This is a genomic window from Pseudomonas sp. A214 (genome assembly GCF_900156295.1).
In the GTDB taxonomy this organism is placed as follows: domain Bacteria; phylum Pseudomonadota; class Gammaproteobacteria; order Pseudomonadales; family Pseudomonadaceae; genus Aquipseudomonas; species Aquipseudomonas rhizophila.
This window is the reverse complement of the sequence record NZ_LT707062.1, coordinates 3,829,440-3,846,846: the sequence shown is the minus strand read 5'-3', so window position 1 is coordinate 3,846,846 and position 17,407 is coordinate 3,829,440. Positions and strand designations below refer to the sequence as shown.

Sequence of the window (17,407 nt, the reverse complement as noted above, 5' to 3'; positions counted from 1 at the left end):
CAAGCGTGCCTGGGGCATTCGCAAACTGTACTCACGTGTTAAGGAGTGGTTTGGGGCGGACTCCGTTCGAGTGTCACTACCTGACCTGATTTCAAGGTGACTTGATAGTGTTGTTCTTGACGCAGTTGCAAGTGAATCCGGCTGTTCTGTTTGCCAATCAGTGAAAGACCGTCTGGTTCGGTGAACCAATGGACCGGCTCATCGCCCAGCCACTGTCCCAGGCAGGCGGTTTGCCCGACCAGGGTTTGATCTGCCCTGAGCTCGACAAGGCAGATGCTGGACGGCGGGGTTTGCGCAGGCTCCTGCGGCCCCGACAGAACAGCCTGCCACTGACCGGCCAACTGGGAAGGTTCTGCTAACAACAGGCTGCGCGCCATGGCGGCTTCTCCGGTAAAGATCATCAGCATAGCGAGTAACCAGGCACTTGCCTGGACGCCTTGGGGCTTGGGATTTCTGCACATCTGTTCAATCCTGAAGGATCCCGCAAGAGCGCTGGCCGCTCCCACGGGATCGGGGACATCAGGCCACGATATCCGAGACAGCCGCCTGGCCGACGGTACTGACCAGGAAGTCAGCCACGCCGTGCCCGGAGAAGTCCACCGACAGCAGGCTGTTGCCACCCGATGTCGACAGCACCGCATCACCCGCCGCACCGGTGAACGCATTCACGAAGTGCAGGCCCGCGCCCTGGGTGATGCCGGTCAGGTCGATCTTGTCCAGGCCGCTGACAAAATCGAGGATCTGATCGACCGCACCTGGCCGTGAGTCAGAACTGGCCGCGAACACGAAGGTGTCCGAGCCCGAACCGCCCCACAGCTTGTCGGCACCGCCCGCGCCCCAGAGGATGTCGTTGCCGGCGCCGCCCTTGAGTTCGTTGGCCACGGAGTTGCCGATGAGCAAGTCACTGCCCGAGCCGCCAATGGCATTCTCGATGGTCACCCCCTGAGCGATGGAAACGTTACCCACCATGCCGCCAACGTCGGAAAACGAGGCGCCATTGAGGTTGATCTTCTGGTTCTGCGTGAAGCCTGAAAAATCCAGGGTATCGCGGCCGCCGGCGTCCCATACCGAGAACACCACTTTGTCCGAAGACGAGGATGCGCTGTAGAAGTCGCGACCGGTGTTGGAGTTGAAGCCGTAGGTCGAGTCGCCGGTCCGGGTGCTGGTGTTGGCACCGTAGAGCTTCTGAATGGCCGCAATGTCATCCATCAGCGGACCCGAGGCATAGGCTTCGACGCCGCCCTTGCTGAAGTCCTGGCTGGTGTTGGTTTCACTCCAGTAACTCATGAGGCTGTAGCCACGGGTGTCCTGACCGTAGGTGGCGTCATCGTAGGTCGGGCTGCCTTCACCGGCGTTATAGTCGCCAGGATGCGCCAGGCCCAGGCTGTGACCGATTTCATGGGTCAGGGTCTGGCGGCCATAATTGTTCAGTTCCGGATTCTTGTTCTGGGTGTAGCGGCTGTTGATCAGGTACCAGGAGGTTCCGTCATAACCGGCGCCCGTGCCCGGCAGATAGGCAAATGCCGCGGCGCCGTCCTGGCCGCTGCTGTAGTTGCCGAAGGTCATGTGGCCGTCGCCACCGCTGGCCCTTTCAGTGAACGTGACATTGGCCACGTCCGCCCAGGACTGCATGGCCAGGACCGCTTGGCCTTTCTGTTGCGCGCTGAACTGGCTGAAACCGCTGATGCCGTGCTTGTTCATGGTGCTCGAGGAGGCAGAGGTCAGGAACGTGTAGGTCAACTCAATCTTGCCGCTGGCGTCCCGGTCCTGGTAAGCCGCACCGTCGCGCAGCAACTGGGTGGCAGCTTCGTCCACCGAGTACGACGGTTTGCCGTTGACGGTCAGGTTGCCACCCCGATCGTATTGGTGGCTGAAACTATTGATCTGATTGAATGCACTGCTGGCCGCCGCCAGTGACTGCGGCGCCCAGAGCATTTGTTCGGCAGAATCAATAGCGCTGGTTTTGACTTTCGACATAAACACACTTCCTTGTTTGCAATGGAACAGTTTTTGTCAGATAGAACAATCTCTGGCGAGAGCGTCCTATCACTCGCCCAATTGAGGACGCAAGAAAACTGACACAATTGGAAATCAAACGTCCAGCGAATTTTTTTGCCCCATTTTCACACTCACGCCTTCCAACAACGGCAAAAGATACACGGCGCCCCGTTAGTACAGGTATTTCGCCGGCGACATTAAAGATTGTAGGACAAAACTCTATTTAAATATTAAATGAGGTTAACCACCTATTTGCCAATCACGTCGCACTTCTAGCAACTAAGTGCCAGCGAAACGCTACTAATTAATGGCGGCTAGATATCTATGGTTTTGCCTGAACACACTTCCCGCAGACAACCACGAAACCAGCGGTGCACAGGATCAGCATCCATTCGGGGGTGCCAAAGCATGGAAATCGTGAATGTCGGCACCGCAAACGGCAGCGCAAAGCTGTGCATGCCGGCACGCAGGCGGGTGGTATAGCGCTCAGGCACGCTGGCGATCAGGTCACTGGACCGGGCAAGGCCCAGCGCAGTGGAGAAGCCGGGGACGGTGATCGCGATCTGCCGTGTCAGGTTCAAGGACCGCAAGGCTTGATCGAGGGCGCTGTGGTCCAGGCCCCGCAAGGAAACGCCGATGTGCTCGCCCGCTGCATAACCGGCGGCACACACCTCGGCCTGGCTCAGCGGGTGATCCGCGCGCACCACGCCAATGAGGCGATCAGTGAATAACGCCTGGGTTCGTAGCTCCGGGCTGGTGTCCTTGTCCACGACGGCCGTTTCCAGGTCCACGGTGCCCTCTCGCAACGCCGTACTGTCCTTGTCGGCCTTGTCCAGGAAATGCAGGCGTACACCGGGCGCCTGTTCGCTGATACGGGCAATCAAATCGATGGCGAAGTTTTCAACAAACCCTTCCCGTGTGCGCAGCGTGAAGGTGCGGCTCAGCCGGCGCAGATCCGGCACCTGGGACGGCCGCAGCGCCGCTTGGGCATCCTGCACCAGTTGGCTGACCTGCTCGCGTAACGCCAAGGCGCGGGGTGTGGGCACCAGGCCACGCCCAGCCCGCACCAGCAGCGGATCACCCGTGGTTTCGCGCAACCGCGCCAGCGCCCGGCTCATGGCCGAGGGGCTGAGTTGCAGTCGCCGAGCGGCTCGGGCCACGCTGCCTTCTGCCAGCAAGACGTCGAGGGTAATCAGCAGATTGAGGTCGGGTGTGGACATGGCGCAGTCCTAGGTTGGAATAGGTGGCGCTGCATGCAGTTATAAAGTGCAATCCATGCGTCTTCCGCCATGTTATGCCCAGGCGTAACGTTCTGACAGCTCCATTTCAGAGCGGCAGAGCCAGAGGACATGATGAAACCAGCCAATACCCAATCCAGCCTGTCGAGCGCGACGGGCACCCAACGGGTCTTTTCACCGCGCTGGGCCTTGGCCAGCCTGTCACTGTCGACCTTGCTGGCCTCCTTGGGCGCCAGCGTGGTGACGGTCGGTTTGCCGACGCTGGCCCATGCGTTCGAGGCCTCCTTCCAGCAGGTTCAGTGGGTGGTTCTCGCCTATTTACTGGCGATTACCACGCTGATTGTCAGTCTCGGAAAATTGGGCGATTTGCTCGGGCGTGGCAGGTTGCTATTGGCCGGGATCGTGCTGTTCACCCTCGCGTCGGCGCTTTGCGGCATGGCGCCCTCGCTTTGGCTGTTGGTCGCTGGTCGGGCGTTACAGGGCCTTGGAGCGGCGATCATGATGACGCTGACTTTGGCCCTGGTGGGTGAAACCGTTAGCAAGGAAAAGACCGGTAGCGCGATGGGGCTGTTGGGCACCCTATCTGCGGTGGGCACCGCCCTTGGCCCCTCTCTGGGTGGTGCACTTATCAGCGGTTTCGGTTGGCAGGCGCTATTTTTGATTAACGTTCCGCTTGGACTGCTGGCGTTCGGACTGGCCTGGCGTTCACTGCCGGCTCGGCAACCGGAGGGATCGGTCGCGCGCCCCCGCTTCGACACCCTGGGTACGCTGCTATTGGCGATAACGCTTGGCGCCTATGCCCTCGCCACGACGTTGGGCCGTGGTGACTTCGGCTGGCCGAATATTGCGCTGTTGCTGATAGCGATCCTGGGTGGCGGCCTGTTTGTCCTGGCCCAGCGGCGGGTCGCGTGGCCATTGATCCCCTTGGCGTTGCTGGAGGACCAGCGGCTGGTTGCCGGGCTGGTGACCAGTGCTCTGGTGGCAACGGTCATGATGGCGACGCTGCTGGTGGGGCCCTTCTACCTGTCCGTCGCCCTTGGATTGCCGGCGGTGCTGGTGGGGCTGGCGTTGGCGGCGGGACCGTCGGTCGCCGCGCTGACGGGGGTGCCTGCCGGGCGCCTGGTGGACCGCTTTGGCGTGCGCCCCGTGCGACTCGTTGGGCTGCTGATCATGATTCTCGGCTGCCTGATGCTGTCGCTGATGTCACCGACCCTCGGTGTGGGCGGCTATGTCGCCGCTATCGCGGTAACGACCCTTGGCTATGCGCTGTTCCAGACGGCCGACAACACAGCGGTGATGGCGGATGTGCCCGCGGGCAAGCGTGGTGTCATCTCAGGGCTGCTCAATCTGTCGCGTAATCTGGGTTTCTTGACCGGTGCATCGGCGCTCGGCGCAGTGTTTGCGCTCTCTGTACCGACGAATGGTATCGCCCAGGCAGCTCCCGAAGCTGTGGTAAATGGCTTGCATCTCACCTTCTCTGTTGCCACGTTTTTGATGTTACTGGCTTGGGTCGTCGTCTTGAAATGCCGTGAACCAGAGCCCCTGGATGGGTGTGATGACATCCTTGCCCGAAGAAAGTGAGGCCAGGATCAAAACGGTATAAGTCGTGATGCAGATCAAAAAAAGTGAACCAATCGCCAAACGACCTGAAAAAAGCCACATGACATTCATTTTCAGGTGCTATTTTTAGTTCTCACTGGTAGAGCCATGATGGCTCTTCCTTCCTGACTATGAGCAAACGGAAGCGCTTGATGAAGAAGGTGGGCAACAGATGAATAGAGGATCTTTCAGCAAGGTTACGTTTCCCAACGCCTGCCAGTTGATGCGCTGGCATTTTCATCCCATGGGATTCGAGGCCAGCATGGACGCACCGGGCAGTATGGTCGCCCGGCTGTTTGACCGTGCCAGCGGCGAGACTATGATCGCGATTGCGGGCATCCCCTGCGCGACAGTGATGAACGCCCCTGACGTGGAGCGAATAATCGAAGCGGTGGAAGCCGAGCTGGAAGCTTTCGTGCCACCAGTTGGCTTGCGACGATTTGCCTCCTGAAAAAATGAAGCCCACAGCAGTGGGCTTCTTTTTGCCTGACAGTTTTGTTCGTGCCCCGAAGTTCTCAACTGCGGGCGCGGCGATGATCGACAAAGAACGGTTTGCCGGTCCCTATCCGATCCGACGCCTTGGGCGCCTTGTTAACTTGGGTGTCCTGCCCATCGACATACCAATAGCAATGCTGCACCGCCCGGGTAATGCCGACATAGGCCAGGCGCAGAATCTCGTCTTTCTGTGCCGTGTCGTACGGCTCGGCATCGCCCTCCTGGCCAAGCCCGGCCATTCGGTAGACCTGATTCTTGTAGGGGGAACTGGTGCAGTGCTGGCAGTCACCGAGCAAAAACACCGCGTCGGCCTGAAGCCCCTTGGCGCTATGGTAGGTCATCTGCCGGAGGCGTCTTGCCGGGTACGGCAAGCTAGAATCCACATTAACTGTTGGTTGGATATGCTGTTCAATCAATAACTTATCGCTGCTTTTTCGATAGAGCATCAAGATTGAATCGCCCTTGCGGTAGTGCTCGTCCAGGCGCTTGGCCAAGCCTTCGTCGTCTCTGTCCAACACATTGACCGGGCTCAAGGTTCGAGGCGTGCCGCTGGCCTTGGCCTTTTTGCCGGGAATCGCCGCAGCCGCACGCACCACGTGTTCGGCGGCGTCAATGATGTGTTGGTGGCTGCGGTAGTTATCGGTGAGCATGACCCGGGTGTTTGCCGGTGAAGGAAACTGTTTGTTGAACGCCATGAAATAACTGGGTGAACTGCCGCGCCAGCCGTAGATCGATTGCCAGTCATCACCCACGCACAGCAAGGAGGAACGCTGGGCGCCCCGGCCGACATGCATGGCAGGGCCGCGGCTGCGCACTTCCCGCAGGCTGGCGCGAAGCCAGGAAACAATCTGCGGCGAGACATCCTGAAACTCGTCGATCATCAGGTGTGACAGAGGACGCAATGTCGCATCGCTCAGCAGCTTGAAGTTCTCTGGGGAGTGCTCACTGAACAACGCGAACATTCGGTTATAGGTCATGACGGGCGGCGACTGGTCCAGCAGGTGGTCTTCAAATGCTCGCCAGTAGCGACTCAGGGCCTCAAAGAAATAACGATCCGGGTCATCCTGGGCAAAACACATCCGGCCCACGGCGTCCGGGACGTCCAGACCCAGGTTCTCGATAAAGCCGGCCGCCGCGACGAAACAATCCAGCAACGGTGCCGAAGCCAGTTCGCCTTTTACCTTGTAATCGAACCCAGGGCCTGCGCTGGCATCCCCGGCCAACACGCTCAGTACACGCTTTGACGCCTCATAACTATCTATCCATATCAATGGCTTAGAGCAGAAAGCTTGAAACAGGGTACGCTTTACCGCCCACTCTGCGCGGATACTCAGCTTGGCGCCGGGCCGGCTGAGCCGGGCATCTTCCCGCGGGTCGAAACCCAGCATCACCCAGGCGTCCAGAGTTGGAACGTAGCCTTGGCAATGAAACGTCGCACCGTTGATCTGGAAGGCCTGACGCTTTGGCTCGATGCCCTTGATCGGCCAGGCACCGGCGCGAAACCACAGGTCTTCGATCGCATCGCACAACTCTTCATCGCGCTGGGCGGCCAGTTCGGTCACGGCCACCCGTTTCTGCACATCGGGATGGTCGCGTTCCAGCTCCCTGAGCTGCAAGGCGTGCCGGGACATCGGTTTGATCAGTTCGCGAAAACGCTCATCGCGTTGATAAAGACCGTGATAGCAGGCATTGAGCTGTTGGCGCTGAGCATCGTTGATGCGCAGCTCAAAGGGATTGCTCTGGGCGTCATCATCAGCCGTTTCGTTACGATGGCTCAGGGTTTCAAACGCCTGGAGCCGCTCGAACCCGGGCAGGCTGCGCACCATGGGCAAGATGCGTGAATGGAAGGTCCGCACCAGATCGCGGGCTTCCTTGAGGCTGATTGTCCGCCCCCACAGGGCAAAAACTTCAATGAGCTTGTGAATGAAGTCCTTGCGCGATTCCCGCGTGAAGGTCACCACGGTCATCGAATCCAACTCAAAACCCAGGTAGTGGGACAGCAGCACAAGGCGTAGCACCAGGGTCGTGGATTTCCCGGCGCCTGCGCCCGCGACGACCGAGGTAGACGGCGTATCGCTCAGGATCATTTTCCACTGCGCGGCGCTCGGCTGGGCGTGAGCGGGAAGCAATCGGGCAACATCGGCCTTGATGCGCTTCTTGAGTTCGGCGGTCAACGGCAGGCGCCAGTCATCGAACAACAGTTCATCGACTTTCGGTGCCGGGTGCTCGGTGCTTCGGAAATCTCGGATCAGCAGGACCTGCCGGCCCTCTTGCAGTCCATCGGCTTTGCCTTCCTTATAGCCGTAGTCAAAACCGGCGCTATGCCCGCTGCGAAAGCCATCGGCCTGGCCGTGTAGCCAGGAGGCCCGATGCTGGGCTCGAAGTCGCGTCAGGCCATGACCCAGAAAACGCGCGGCCAGGCGCTTGAGCAGAGGCATCTGGGCCAGGGGCAGAAGTTCGGGGGGAAGATCGGGAGTGTGTTGCGACACGCTGGGGGACTCCGGTGTTCAGAACCATGGCGGCTATGGTGTCTGTATTTGCCAGCTGATTCCACCCAAAAGCTTTTAAGTCATGGATTTAGGCGATGAAGTGAAAGTGCTGTCGCACATGGCCATCAGTGTCGCCCGACCCACCTTAAGCAGGCTCGCTCCCACAGAGGCCGGCGTGCACCGTAGCGCCAATGTGGGGCGAGCCTGCTCGCGATGGGTTTTGAGTCACTGACTGGAAATGGCTCCATCGACCAATGCCTGCGCCTCGACCACCAATTGCTTGAGGTGCTCATCACCGATGAAGCTTTCGGCGTAGATCTTGTAGATGTCTTCAGTGCCTGATGGCCGCGCGGCGAACCAGCCGTTTTCAGTCATGACCTTCAGGCCGCCAATGGCCTGGTCATTGCCCGGTGCATGGCTGAGGATGCTCTGGATGGTCTCCCCGGCCAACTCAGTGGATGCAACCTGGTCCGGTGCCAGCTTGCTCAGCAGCGCCTTCTGTTGCGGGCTGGCCTTGGCATCGACGCGCACGGAGAACGGCTCACCCAGTTCATCCGTCAGGGCACGGTAGGCCTGGCTTGGGTCGCGACCGGTGCGCGCGGTCATTTCGGCCGCCAGCAACGCCGGGATCAGGCCGTCCTTGTCTGTACTCCACACACCGCCGTCCTTGCGCAGGAACGAGGCGCCGGCGCTTTCTTCGCCACCAAAGCCCAAGGAACCGTCGAACAAGCCGTCGGCAAACCACTTGAAGCCTACCGGCACTTCATACAGACGCCGACCCAGGCGCTGGGCCACGCGATTGATCAGACCGCTGCTGACCACCGTCTTGCCCACGGCGGCATCGGCACGCCACTGCGGCCGGTTCTGGAACAGGTAGTCGATGGACACCGCCAGATAGTTGTTCGGCGCCAGCAAACCACCGGACGGCGTCACGATGCCGTGGCGATCATGGTCCGGGTCGCAGGCGAAGGCCACATCGAAACGCTCTTTGAGGCCAATCAACCCCTGCATGGCATGGCTGGAGGACGGGTCCATGCGGATCTGTCCGTCCCAGTCGACGGTCATGAAGCGGAAGGTGGAATCCACCTGGGTGTTGACCACGTCCAGGTCCAGGCGGTAATGCTCGGCAATGGCGGGCCAGTAGCGCACCCCCGCTCCGCCCAGCGGGTCCACGCCCAGGCGCAAGCCGGCAGCGCGAATGGCATCGAAGTCGATGACATTGATCAGGTCCGCCACGTAGGTGTTGACGTAGTCGTGACGGTGAGTGGTGTCGGCCTTCAGGGCCTGCTCATAGCTGATGCGCTTGACGCCGGCCAACTGGCTTGCCAGCAGCTCGTTGGCCTTGGCTTCGATCCATTTGGTGATATGGGTATCGGCCGGGCCGCCGTTGGTGGGGTTGTACTTGTAGCCACCACTCTGCGGCGGATTGTGGGACGGGGTGATGACGATGCCGTCCGCCAGACCGGTGGTGCGCCCACGGTTGTAGCAAAGAATGGCGTGGGAGATCGCCGGCGTGGGCGTGTATTCATCGGCCTCGGCGATCATCACGGTGACCCCGTTGGCAGCGAATACCTCCAGCGCGCTGGCGCCTGCCGGGGTAGACAGCGCGTGGGTATCGATCCCCAGGAACAAGGGGCCGTTGATGCCCTGGGCTTCACGGTACAAGCAGATCGCTTGGCTGATAGCCAGCACATGCCATTCGTTGAACCCCAGGTCGAAGGAACTGCCACGGTGACCGGAGGTGCCGAAAGCCACCCGTTGGGTCGAAACCGAGGCGTCGGGTCGGCCGGTGTAATAGGCCGTCACCAGTCGCGGGATATCGATCAACAACTCTGCCGGTGCCGGCTTGCCCGCAAATGGACTGACTGTCATGCAAAACCTCTGAATGGAGTGGCTCGATAAAATGGATGCAGTTTACTGACAGTTCGACCGTGGCGCGATGGGTTCGATCCATCGCCCTCCATTACGATTGCTCAAGTCTCAAGGCATCGGCCAGCGCACAGAGTGCAGTATCCAGATCGTGTGAACCGCTCAAGGCGTGGGTCAGGCGCAGATGTTGTGCGTACAGCCCTTGCAAACTGAACAGTTCCCCCGGCGCAATGACGATTCGTTGCGCAAGCAGCCGCTGGAACACCCGTCGCAGATCGACGCGCCGCGAAGATCGGGTCCAGATCGTTGCGCCCCCTTGGGGCTCCAGCCATTGCAGGCTGTCCCCCAGCCGCTCGCGCAGCATTTGCGTTGTCGATAGCGCACCTTCACGCAACAATCGTCGCAACACCAGCAAGTGCTGATCGATCCGTCCGTTGCTGTACAAACGGGCGATGGCCTTCTGGCGAATCGGTGACAGACGAAACGCGCGCAGCAGGAAATGTCGCTGCAACTCCAGCGTCAGCTGTCGCGACAACACATAGCCGTAGGGGGCCTCGGGGCCGATGGTTTTTTCGAAAGTGGAATAGACGATCAGCCGGTCGGGGTCGAGCAAGTCTCGAAAAGGCGTCACCCCGGCTTCGAACGCCAGGTCTGTATAGCTGTCGTTCTCCAGCACCCATGTGCCGTGCAGATCCAGTAAGCGCGCGACGGCGCGACGGTTGTTTTCAGGAGCGAGCGTGCCCCTGGGCATGTTCAGGACCGAGGACAGGATGACCAGGCGGACCGCTTTACTCGTCAGTAATTGTTCCAGTTGCTCGACATTGATCTCCCCATCCGCCAGCAGTGGCAGTTCGATTACGTCGATATCGGCCGCCTGCAGCAAGCGCAGGACGGTCCAGTCGCAGGGTGATTCGATCAGCACCGTGGCGCCCTTGAGCGCCAGCACGGCGATCAGAATCTCCAATACACCGCGCAGATCAGCGCCGATATAAACATCGTCGGCGTTCCAGCATCGGGCCGGCGAAGACGTGTAGCGAGCCGCCAGCGCGGTGCGCAGTTCCAGCTCGCCCCAAGGCTGCGAGGGCATTTGTGAAGAGCGCGGATACTGACGCAGCAGCTCACGCTCCAGTAACAACAGCGGGCTGTCCAGCGGTTGCATCGACGCAGGCTCGTCAGCGCTGAGTACCAGCATTCCCGGTCGTCGTGCATTGACATACAGGGTCTCGAGCAAATCATCACCGCCGCCCAGCGTCGCGACGCAGGGTACTGGCAACGCGTAATAACCGGATTTGGCGACCGAATAGACACGCCCTTCCTTCTCCAGCAACGAATAAGCGTACTGGATGGTAGAGATCGACACGTTCAGGCGCTCGGCCAGTTGCCGTAACGACGGCAAACGCACTCGGGCGTCGGCGCCCAGTTCGTTGATCAGGGTGGTGAGGTAACGATAAACCGCCTGATACGCGAAGTCTGTTTCCCGGCAACCTTTCATGGGGTTGGGCCAGGCGACGTGGCGAATGAATCCGTCAAATCCTGCCCCTCAATGCCGTGCCGCACGTTCGCGCATGGCATCGTCGCCCTGCCCGGCTTCTTCAATGTCGATGTCATCGACAGGTTGCTGCGTATCCATCCCCGATGCCTGCTCCTGCTCCGGCGGCGTGATACTCGCCCGATACAGCTTGCCGAGCATATCGATGGACAGGCCACTGACGTCGACCATCCATTGCGCCACCTGATCGGCAATGGCCGCGCCCTGCATGGCCTTGTGCAGATCGGGCATCGCCACCAGCATGCCGGGATGACAGCAGCGCAGGAAGTGCTCCAGGCCAGCGCCTTGCTCCACGAAGGGCGCGAACAACATGCACACCAGTTGCGTTTCGTTGAGCCCCAGGGTCTTGTGCGCGTCGCTGGCGGCCTGGGCGCGCCGCTCGGGGATGGCCGTGGGTGGGCCGAACAGCATGCGTGCCTGCTCGCAGACGTGCTCGGGCAACTGCTTGCGATGCATGATCATGATCGCCCGTTGTACATAGTCTCCATAGCCTGCCTCATAGCTGCGCCCCTGCAGATAGCAGGCCTGCAGGCCATGCAGGTGAGCTGACAGCAGTGGGCTCAGGTATTCGTTTTCCGGCGCCGATGCGACGAGTTCATCGGTCCGCACCCGAAGGAATTCACTGAACAGCGGCCAGTTGGTTTCTTGCGAACTGTCGACGATCAGGTCGTCGATACCGATGTGACTCACGCGCCGACACGCCTCGAAATGCCCCTCGGGTTTCCACGCGCCCTCGTGGTCCTGACCATAGAAGCCCAGGTACGGACTAGCGCCCAAGGTATCGAGTTGCGCGAAGAGACTGTCGAAACCGCTGGACGGGTCAGTCGCCAGGCCGACCTTGCGGGCGGCACGTCGAAGGCCCGACATGAACTGTTTTTGCTCGCGAGGCGTATCACTGCTGACTAACGAGTCCACGCCGCGCTCCCAGCGAGCCATATGCCGATAGAACTCAGCCATCGCCAGGTAGCCGTGATCGCCTACTTCCAAGGGGCTGTCGATCGAGCGAAGGTGGCCCAGAACCAGCGTGTCCATGCGATTGGCCTCATGCCCGGCCGCCGACAATGGCTGCTTGTGATTGAACGGCACCACCTCGCGGTTATCCGCCATCAGCAGTTCCACCCGGGGGTCGTCGTAGACGAACAGCGCGCTGTAACAGCGGTGGATGTTTTCCAGGGTCGCCTGGGTGGTTTCGCTCAGGCGTGGCGTGGCGACACGCAAGTCGAAGGTCACCGGATGCCTGCCGGCGATGCTCAACTGTGCGGCCCGCAAGGCGGTCAGGATATAAAAACTGTCCCGGCTGCCGTTCTGGACCGTCAACACACGATAGTCGCCGATCCGGTCGATGCCGCCAGCGGCGACAATTAAACGCTGGATCAAAAGCTGCAACGCCGTCCGTTCCGCGCGGGAATAAAAACCTGACAGTCGCTGCAATATCTGTTGATACACGTGATTCATTGCCTGCTCATGAATTGAACTCATAGCCATATACCTGGAAATTCAAATATCGGCGTCGCACCGGCATAGCGTGACCGGGCGACGGGTTGATCTGGAAGGTTGTTCTAGTACTGCAAAGAGTATTGGTAATACGCTCAAGCTTTGCTTGTCGTAATTATTTGATACATAAGCTGTGGAGTTCGCCCGCTTCGCCTTGGTACGTGCCTGCAAGCCCCTGAGGCATTGGGTTTCAGCGATTCCGCCCTGCGTCCTAGGAAGATTCCGACAGCATCCTTCAGACAATGAGTACGAAAAACAAAGAACATGCCTAACTTCAATTGTCCCCCTGCCCCAGTCAGTTTTTCCCACAGTCGATTGATGGCGTTAAAACAATTAACGCTTGATGCACCTTTGCCCGAAGGATGACGATTCTCTAGAAACTTGTACTGCGCCACGACTTCTTCCTTGAGATGGAAATCAGCGTTCAATTATCAGGACTTAAATAACGATTAGAAGATACAGATTGAGGGCAAAAACCAGTTCAGTTCTCTGGGGATTAAACGCTTTTTGGGTGTTGAGTGAACTGGACCGCCCAGGCGAAGGCGTGGTTGCCGCGCACCAGGGCGTCATTGCCGAACGGAGCGGCAATGGCAGAAGAAAGGAAGGAAAGCAGGTTCAGGCCGAAGGCAGCGCAAGAGTCGCCATGCTGACTCTTGCGCGGAGGAGGAATCAGGCGGGGTCGACTACCTGAAGGGCAACGCGTTCACGGCAGGGGCATTCGCCCATGTAACGGTGGGCTTCGACAAACTCGGAGAATGGAAACACCCGGGTCTTGAGCGGCAACAGCACGCGATCGGCGGTCAGTTGATTGATATCACGCAGCGCCCGCTGCAATGCAACCTGATCCTGGATGATGCCCAGTTCCGGCTTGCCGGTAAAATTGCCGATGCAGTGCACAAAGAACTGAATGTTCTTCTGGAACGCCGCACAGGCCGGGAACGGCGTCTGGTTGCCGCCTTGCAAGCCATACAGCACCAGGCTGCCCCGCGGCGCCAGCACATCACCGAGCAGCGACATTTGCGGCCCGCCGAGGCCATCGAACACCACATCGACGCCACGGCTATCAGTGAGCTTGTTGATTTGCATCAGCAAGTCCTGCTCTTCGGTGACGATGACTTTTTCGGCGCCGAGCGACAGCAGGTACTCACGCTCATCAGCGGTCTTGGTGGCCGCGATCACCCGTACACCCAAGGCCTTGCCCAGTTGCACGAAGGATGGTCCGGCGCAATGACTGGCATCAGTGACCAGGGCAAACTGCCCCGGCTTGACCCGTGCCAGGTCCACGTAGGCGAAATAGGCGATCAGCAGTGGCGTGTAGTGCACAGCGGCTTCGATCGGGGTGAGCACGTCGGGATAACGGGTCAGCGCGGTACGCGGCAGCACGATGATCTCACCGTACACCGGGTAATCGTTAGGGCTCTCGGCAGGGAAACTGGCTACTTTGTCGCCTACAGCCAAGTCGTCGACACCGTCTCCGACAGCCGTCACCACCCCGGCCATTTCATGACCAAGGCCCGAAGGCAGGCGCGCCTGGGACGACGCCAGATTCTGGCGCCACAGGGTGTCATACCAGCTGATGCCGATCGCTTCGACACGGACCTGCACTTCTCCTGGCGCAGGAAGAGCCGCCGCATGCTCTTCGCATTTGAGCACCTCGGCACCACCAAACTTGTGAAAACGGATCGTGCGGGACATCGCAAACCTCGTCAAAGTAACCTCTAATGCCATGAACTCTATCCGGGCTTTGTACCCAAGACCATCAGTGGCTATTAATAGTCGACATGCCTGTCATTGATTCCGCAGCAAGAAAATGAACCCAGTCTTGTAGGGCCTATCCCTAAGAAAAAGCAATTAGCCGGTGCAGAGTACCAGTCTTTCCCCGTAAGATTCATGCCGGTCATTGTTCTCATATGGCCGCTCACGTCAAGCTTGCTGAATCTGCCAGGACCCCAGATGAATCGTAATGACCTGCGTCGTGTCGACCTGAACCTGTTGATCGTGTTCGAAACATTGATGCATGAACGCAGTGTGACCCGAGCCGCCGAGAAGCTGTTCCTCGGCCAGCCAGCCATCAGTGCCGCGCTGTCACGGCTGCGCAACCTGTTCGATGACCCGCTGTTCGTGCGCACCGGTCGCAGCATGGAACCGTCGGCCCGGGCGGTCGAAATCTTCGCCCTGCTCTCCCCAGCCTTGGATTCGATCTCCACGGCGGTCAGCCGCGCGGCGGAGTTCGACCCGGCCACCAGCACCTCGGTGTTCCGCATCGGCCTGTCGGACGACGCCGAGTTCGCGCTGTTGCCGATGCTGCTCAAGCGCCTGCGGGCCGAAGCTCCGGGGATTGTCCTGGTCGTGCGCCGGGTCAACTACATTCTGATGCCGGGCTTGCTGGCGTCCGGTGAAATCTCCATCGGCGTCAGCTACACCGAGGATCTGCCGGCCAACGCCAAGCGTAAAGTCTTGCGGCGCAGCATGCCCAAAGTGCTGCGGGCCGACACTGCGCCGGGTCGGCTGACCCTGGACGAATTCTGTGCCCGGCCCCATGCGCTGGTGTCCTTCGCCGGGGACCTGAGCGGTTTCATCGATGAAGAGCTGGAGAAACTGGACCGCAAGCGTCACGTGGTATTGGCCGTACCGCAGTTCAATGGCCTGAGCACGCTGCTGGCGGGCACTGACATTATCGCCATCGTGCCCGACTACACCGCCGACGCACTGACCGCCGCTGGCGGCGTTCGCGCCGAAGACCCACCGATTCCGGTGCGCAGCTTCGAACTGCACATGGCCTGGCGCGGCTCCCAGGACAACGACCCGGGTGAGCGCTGGTTGCGTTCGCGGATTCAGATGTTTTTTGGCGATCCGGATAGCTTGTAGAAACTCCGGGCTGCTGTCACCACCCAGTCCCTCACAGGCACTCGCCATAGACCAACCAATCCTGACCTGTGCCCGCTCGACCTGCCCTTCTCATGCCTGGGAAACAGAAGCAAGGCGCACGTGATCAAAGCGGCAATACCGGGGGCATCTCGAATCCAGCTTCAGAAGACGCCCCCGTCCAACTAGAACCAGGTTTCCATCTGTATGCCGTATTGCCACACGCCGCCTGCGTTGAAGTCAGACTTGCCAAAGGAATCGGAGGCGCTGTATCTGTCCAGATCCGAGGACCAGTTCATGAGGCTGGCGAACACGCGCAGTTCGGGGCGTGTGAGAAGGTCTCCAAAATCAGGTTTGAAGGTCGGGGCGACCGTGAACTTCCAGAAGTTGCCGTCGACTGCATTGCGTTGCAGGTAGCCCTTGGGATCGAGGTCCATGGTTTGCCAGCTCATCTCGTAGGCCATCTCGAAATTGCTGTTGATTTCATTGGCCAGGCGCACGTTCAGTGTCATCCAGCGGTAGTCGTCGCCCTTGACGTACCGGTCCTTGCTCTGTTCGGCCAGTAAACTGGGACCGATGCGCCAGCCGGGGGCGATGGGCGTCTCACCATAGAGCGCCAGACGCAAAGCGCGGGCGTCGTCGATCAGCTCGCCGTCCGAGCCGATGTTCTTGACCTCTGCCCCCAGGCCTTGCCCATAGAGCAACGCCGTTTTGAAGAAGCCTTCCCTGCCGAAAAAATTCTTCTGGTGATTGACCACCATGCTGTGCAGGCCGGAGTCCGCAGGTGTCAGGCCCGCCTCATTGGTGCGGGTGCCGATGTCGTTTTCTTTAGCGCCAATGGCGTTGAACATCCACTGCCACTGCCCGTTGTCGAAGAACTGGTTGGAGGTCAGGATATAGCTTTCCACATCGGCATTGACGCCGCCGTCACTGAACTCCCCGTAATTTCGCCCGATCAACGAGTAATTCGAGCGCCAGTTCTTGTTCATCTGCACGTCGTAGATGCCACCGCCGGTGCCAGCCAGGTAGACGACGTCCGAGTCCAGCCAGTGGATATCGAAATTGTCCCGGTCAAACCGCTTGCCTGCCCAGAGGGTGGAATTCTCAAACACCGAGTTCCCCTTGAACGCCGCGATGTGGTCCAGTTCGGTAAACACCTGCCGCACGTTCAGGTTGCTTTCGTCGGCCGTCCAGTCATTGGAGCTTTCTACGCCATCGGCGATGGACACGGTGAATTTTGAGCGGGTGCCGTTCTGCGCGTACTGCTCTTTCGACAGGTCGATCCGCATATAGGTGTCGTCCTCGTTCCCGAGTCGCCCCACGGCACCGCCGACGGAACCGGCCGGAGTGGTATAAGGGCCGCCACGGCCGCCACCCAGACCGTCATTGACCAGCAACCCCGAGCGGGCGTAGCCCTTGAAGCTGAATCCGTCCGTGAGGGATGCGCCACTGTCTTGTTTTTCCAGGCTTTGTTGACGGGCTTCGAGTTTTGCCAGCCGCGTGTCCAGCGTCGACGTGGCAACGTTTGCAGTGGATGCCACCGGTTGGAGCGCGGGAGCGGCGAGTTTGAGTTGTTGCAGTTCCCTGGCCAGGGCCTGGGTTTGCTGTTCGGCAGCCGCGGCGCGTTTTTCGGCGGCGCTGGCCCGGGCCTCGAACGCAGCCATGCGTTCTTCCAGCGTCGCAGCGTGAGAGGTGGCCGCCGAGGTGCCGAGCACGCCTGCGAGAAGCCAGCTTGGTGCTTTCTGCATGTGGATTTCCCTGTTTTGTTTTTATTTTTGTGTTCCCGCAATGGTCTTTTTCTTCGGCTTTTG

12 protein-coding genes are annotated in these 17,407 nt (G+C 59.9%); 3 read left to right on the top strand and 9 right to left on the bottom strand.

The genetic code is table 11. From position 1 onward, the window contains the following. Positions 1–38: 38 nt before the first annotated feature. The 3 genes from BW979_RS17165 to BW979_RS17155 form a co-directional block, all read right to left on the bottom strand. Complete coding sequence (locus tag BW979_RS17165; protein WP_231990575.1) at positions 39–407, bottom strand: AprI/Inh family metalloprotease inhibitor; 369 nt, start codon at positions 405–407, stop codon at positions 39–41. Between the two features lie 112 nt (positions 408–519). Then, positions 520–1,977, bottom strand: coding sequence for a serralysin family metalloprotease (locus BW979_RS17160; protein WP_076384645.1), 1,458 nt, complete (start codon positions 1,975–1,977; stop codon positions 520–522). Positions 1,978–2,312: 335 nt separating this feature from the next. Further along, entirely contained in the window at positions 2,313–3,218 is a 906-nt protein-coding gene (locus BW979_RS17155) for a LysR family transcriptional regulator (protein ID WP_076384643.1), read from the bottom strand. Between the two features lie 132 nt (positions 3,219–3,350). Between BW979_RS17155 and BW979_RS17150 the strand changes: the two genes are divergently transcribed. Both BW979_RS17150 and BW979_RS17145 read left to right on the top strand, forming a co-directional pair. After that, entirely contained in the window at positions 3,351–4,817 is a 1,467-nt protein-coding gene (locus BW979_RS17150) for an MFS transporter (RefSeq protein ID WP_076384641.1), read from the top strand. Between the two features lie 190 nt (positions 4,818–5,007). Next, positions 5,008–5,286, top strand: coding sequence for a DUF1652 domain-containing protein (locus BW979_RS17145; protein ID WP_047226440.1), 279 nt, complete (start codon positions 5,008–5,010; stop codon positions 5,284–5,286). Positions 5,287–5,350: 64 nt separating this feature from the next. Here the strand turns inward: BW979_RS17145 and BW979_RS17140 are convergent, their stop codons facing one another. The 5 genes from BW979_RS17140 to BW979_RS17120 all read right to left on the bottom strand — a co-directional run bounded on the left by BW979_RS17140 (position 5,351) and on the right by BW979_RS17120 (position 14,426). After that, positions 5,351–7,819, bottom strand: a complete 2,469-nt coding sequence (locus tag BW979_RS17140; RefSeq protein WP_076384639.1) for a UvrD-helicase domain-containing protein — start codon at positions 7,817–7,819, stop codon at positions 5,351–5,353. Positions 7,820–8,044: 225 nt separating this feature from the next. Beyond that, positions 8,045–9,691, bottom strand: coding sequence for a phosphoglucomutase (alpha-D-glucose-1,6-bisphosphate-dependent) (gene pgm / locus BW979_RS17135; protein WP_076384637.1), 1,647 nt, complete (start codon positions 9,689–9,691; stop codon positions 8,045–8,047). A 91-nt stretch (positions 9,692–9,782) separates the two neighbouring features. Next, on the bottom strand, positions 9,783–11,180 hold the full coding sequence (locus tag BW979_RS17130; RefSeq protein ID WP_047226437.1) for an aminotransferase-like domain-containing protein: 1,398 nt from the start codon (positions 11,178–11,180) through the stop codon (positions 9,783–9,785). A 48-nt stretch (positions 11,181–11,228) separates the two neighbouring features. Beyond that, positions 11,229–12,716 carry a hypothetical protein gene (locus BW979_RS17125; protein ID WP_076384635.1) on the bottom strand — a complete coding sequence of 496 codons (1,488 nt, stop codon included), beginning with the start codon at positions 12,714–12,716 and terminating at the stop codon, positions 11,229–11,231. A 684-nt stretch (positions 12,717–13,400) separates the two neighbouring features. After that, complete coding sequence (locus BW979_RS17120; RefSeq protein ID WP_076384633.1) at positions 13,401–14,426, bottom strand: zinc-dependent alcohol dehydrogenase family protein; 1,026 nt, start codon at positions 14,424–14,426, stop codon at positions 13,401–13,403. Positions 14,427–14,684: 258 nt separating this feature from the next. Between BW979_RS17120 and BW979_RS17115 the strand changes: the two genes are divergently transcribed. Continuing rightward, positions 14,685–15,599 carry a LysR family transcriptional regulator gene (locus BW979_RS17115; protein ID WP_076384631.1) on the top strand — a complete coding sequence of 305 codons (915 nt, stop codon included), beginning with the start codon at positions 14,685–14,687 and terminating at the stop codon, positions 15,597–15,599. Positions 15,600–15,781: 182 nt separating this feature from the next. Here the strand turns inward: BW979_RS17115 and BW979_RS17110 are convergent, their stop codons facing one another. Next, positions 15,782–17,344: a carbohydrate porin gene (locus tag BW979_RS17110; protein WP_076384629.1), complete on the bottom strand. Its 1,563-nt coding sequence runs from the start codon at positions 17,342–17,344 to the stop codon at positions 15,782–15,784. Positions 17,345–17,407 lie beyond the last annotated feature (63 nt).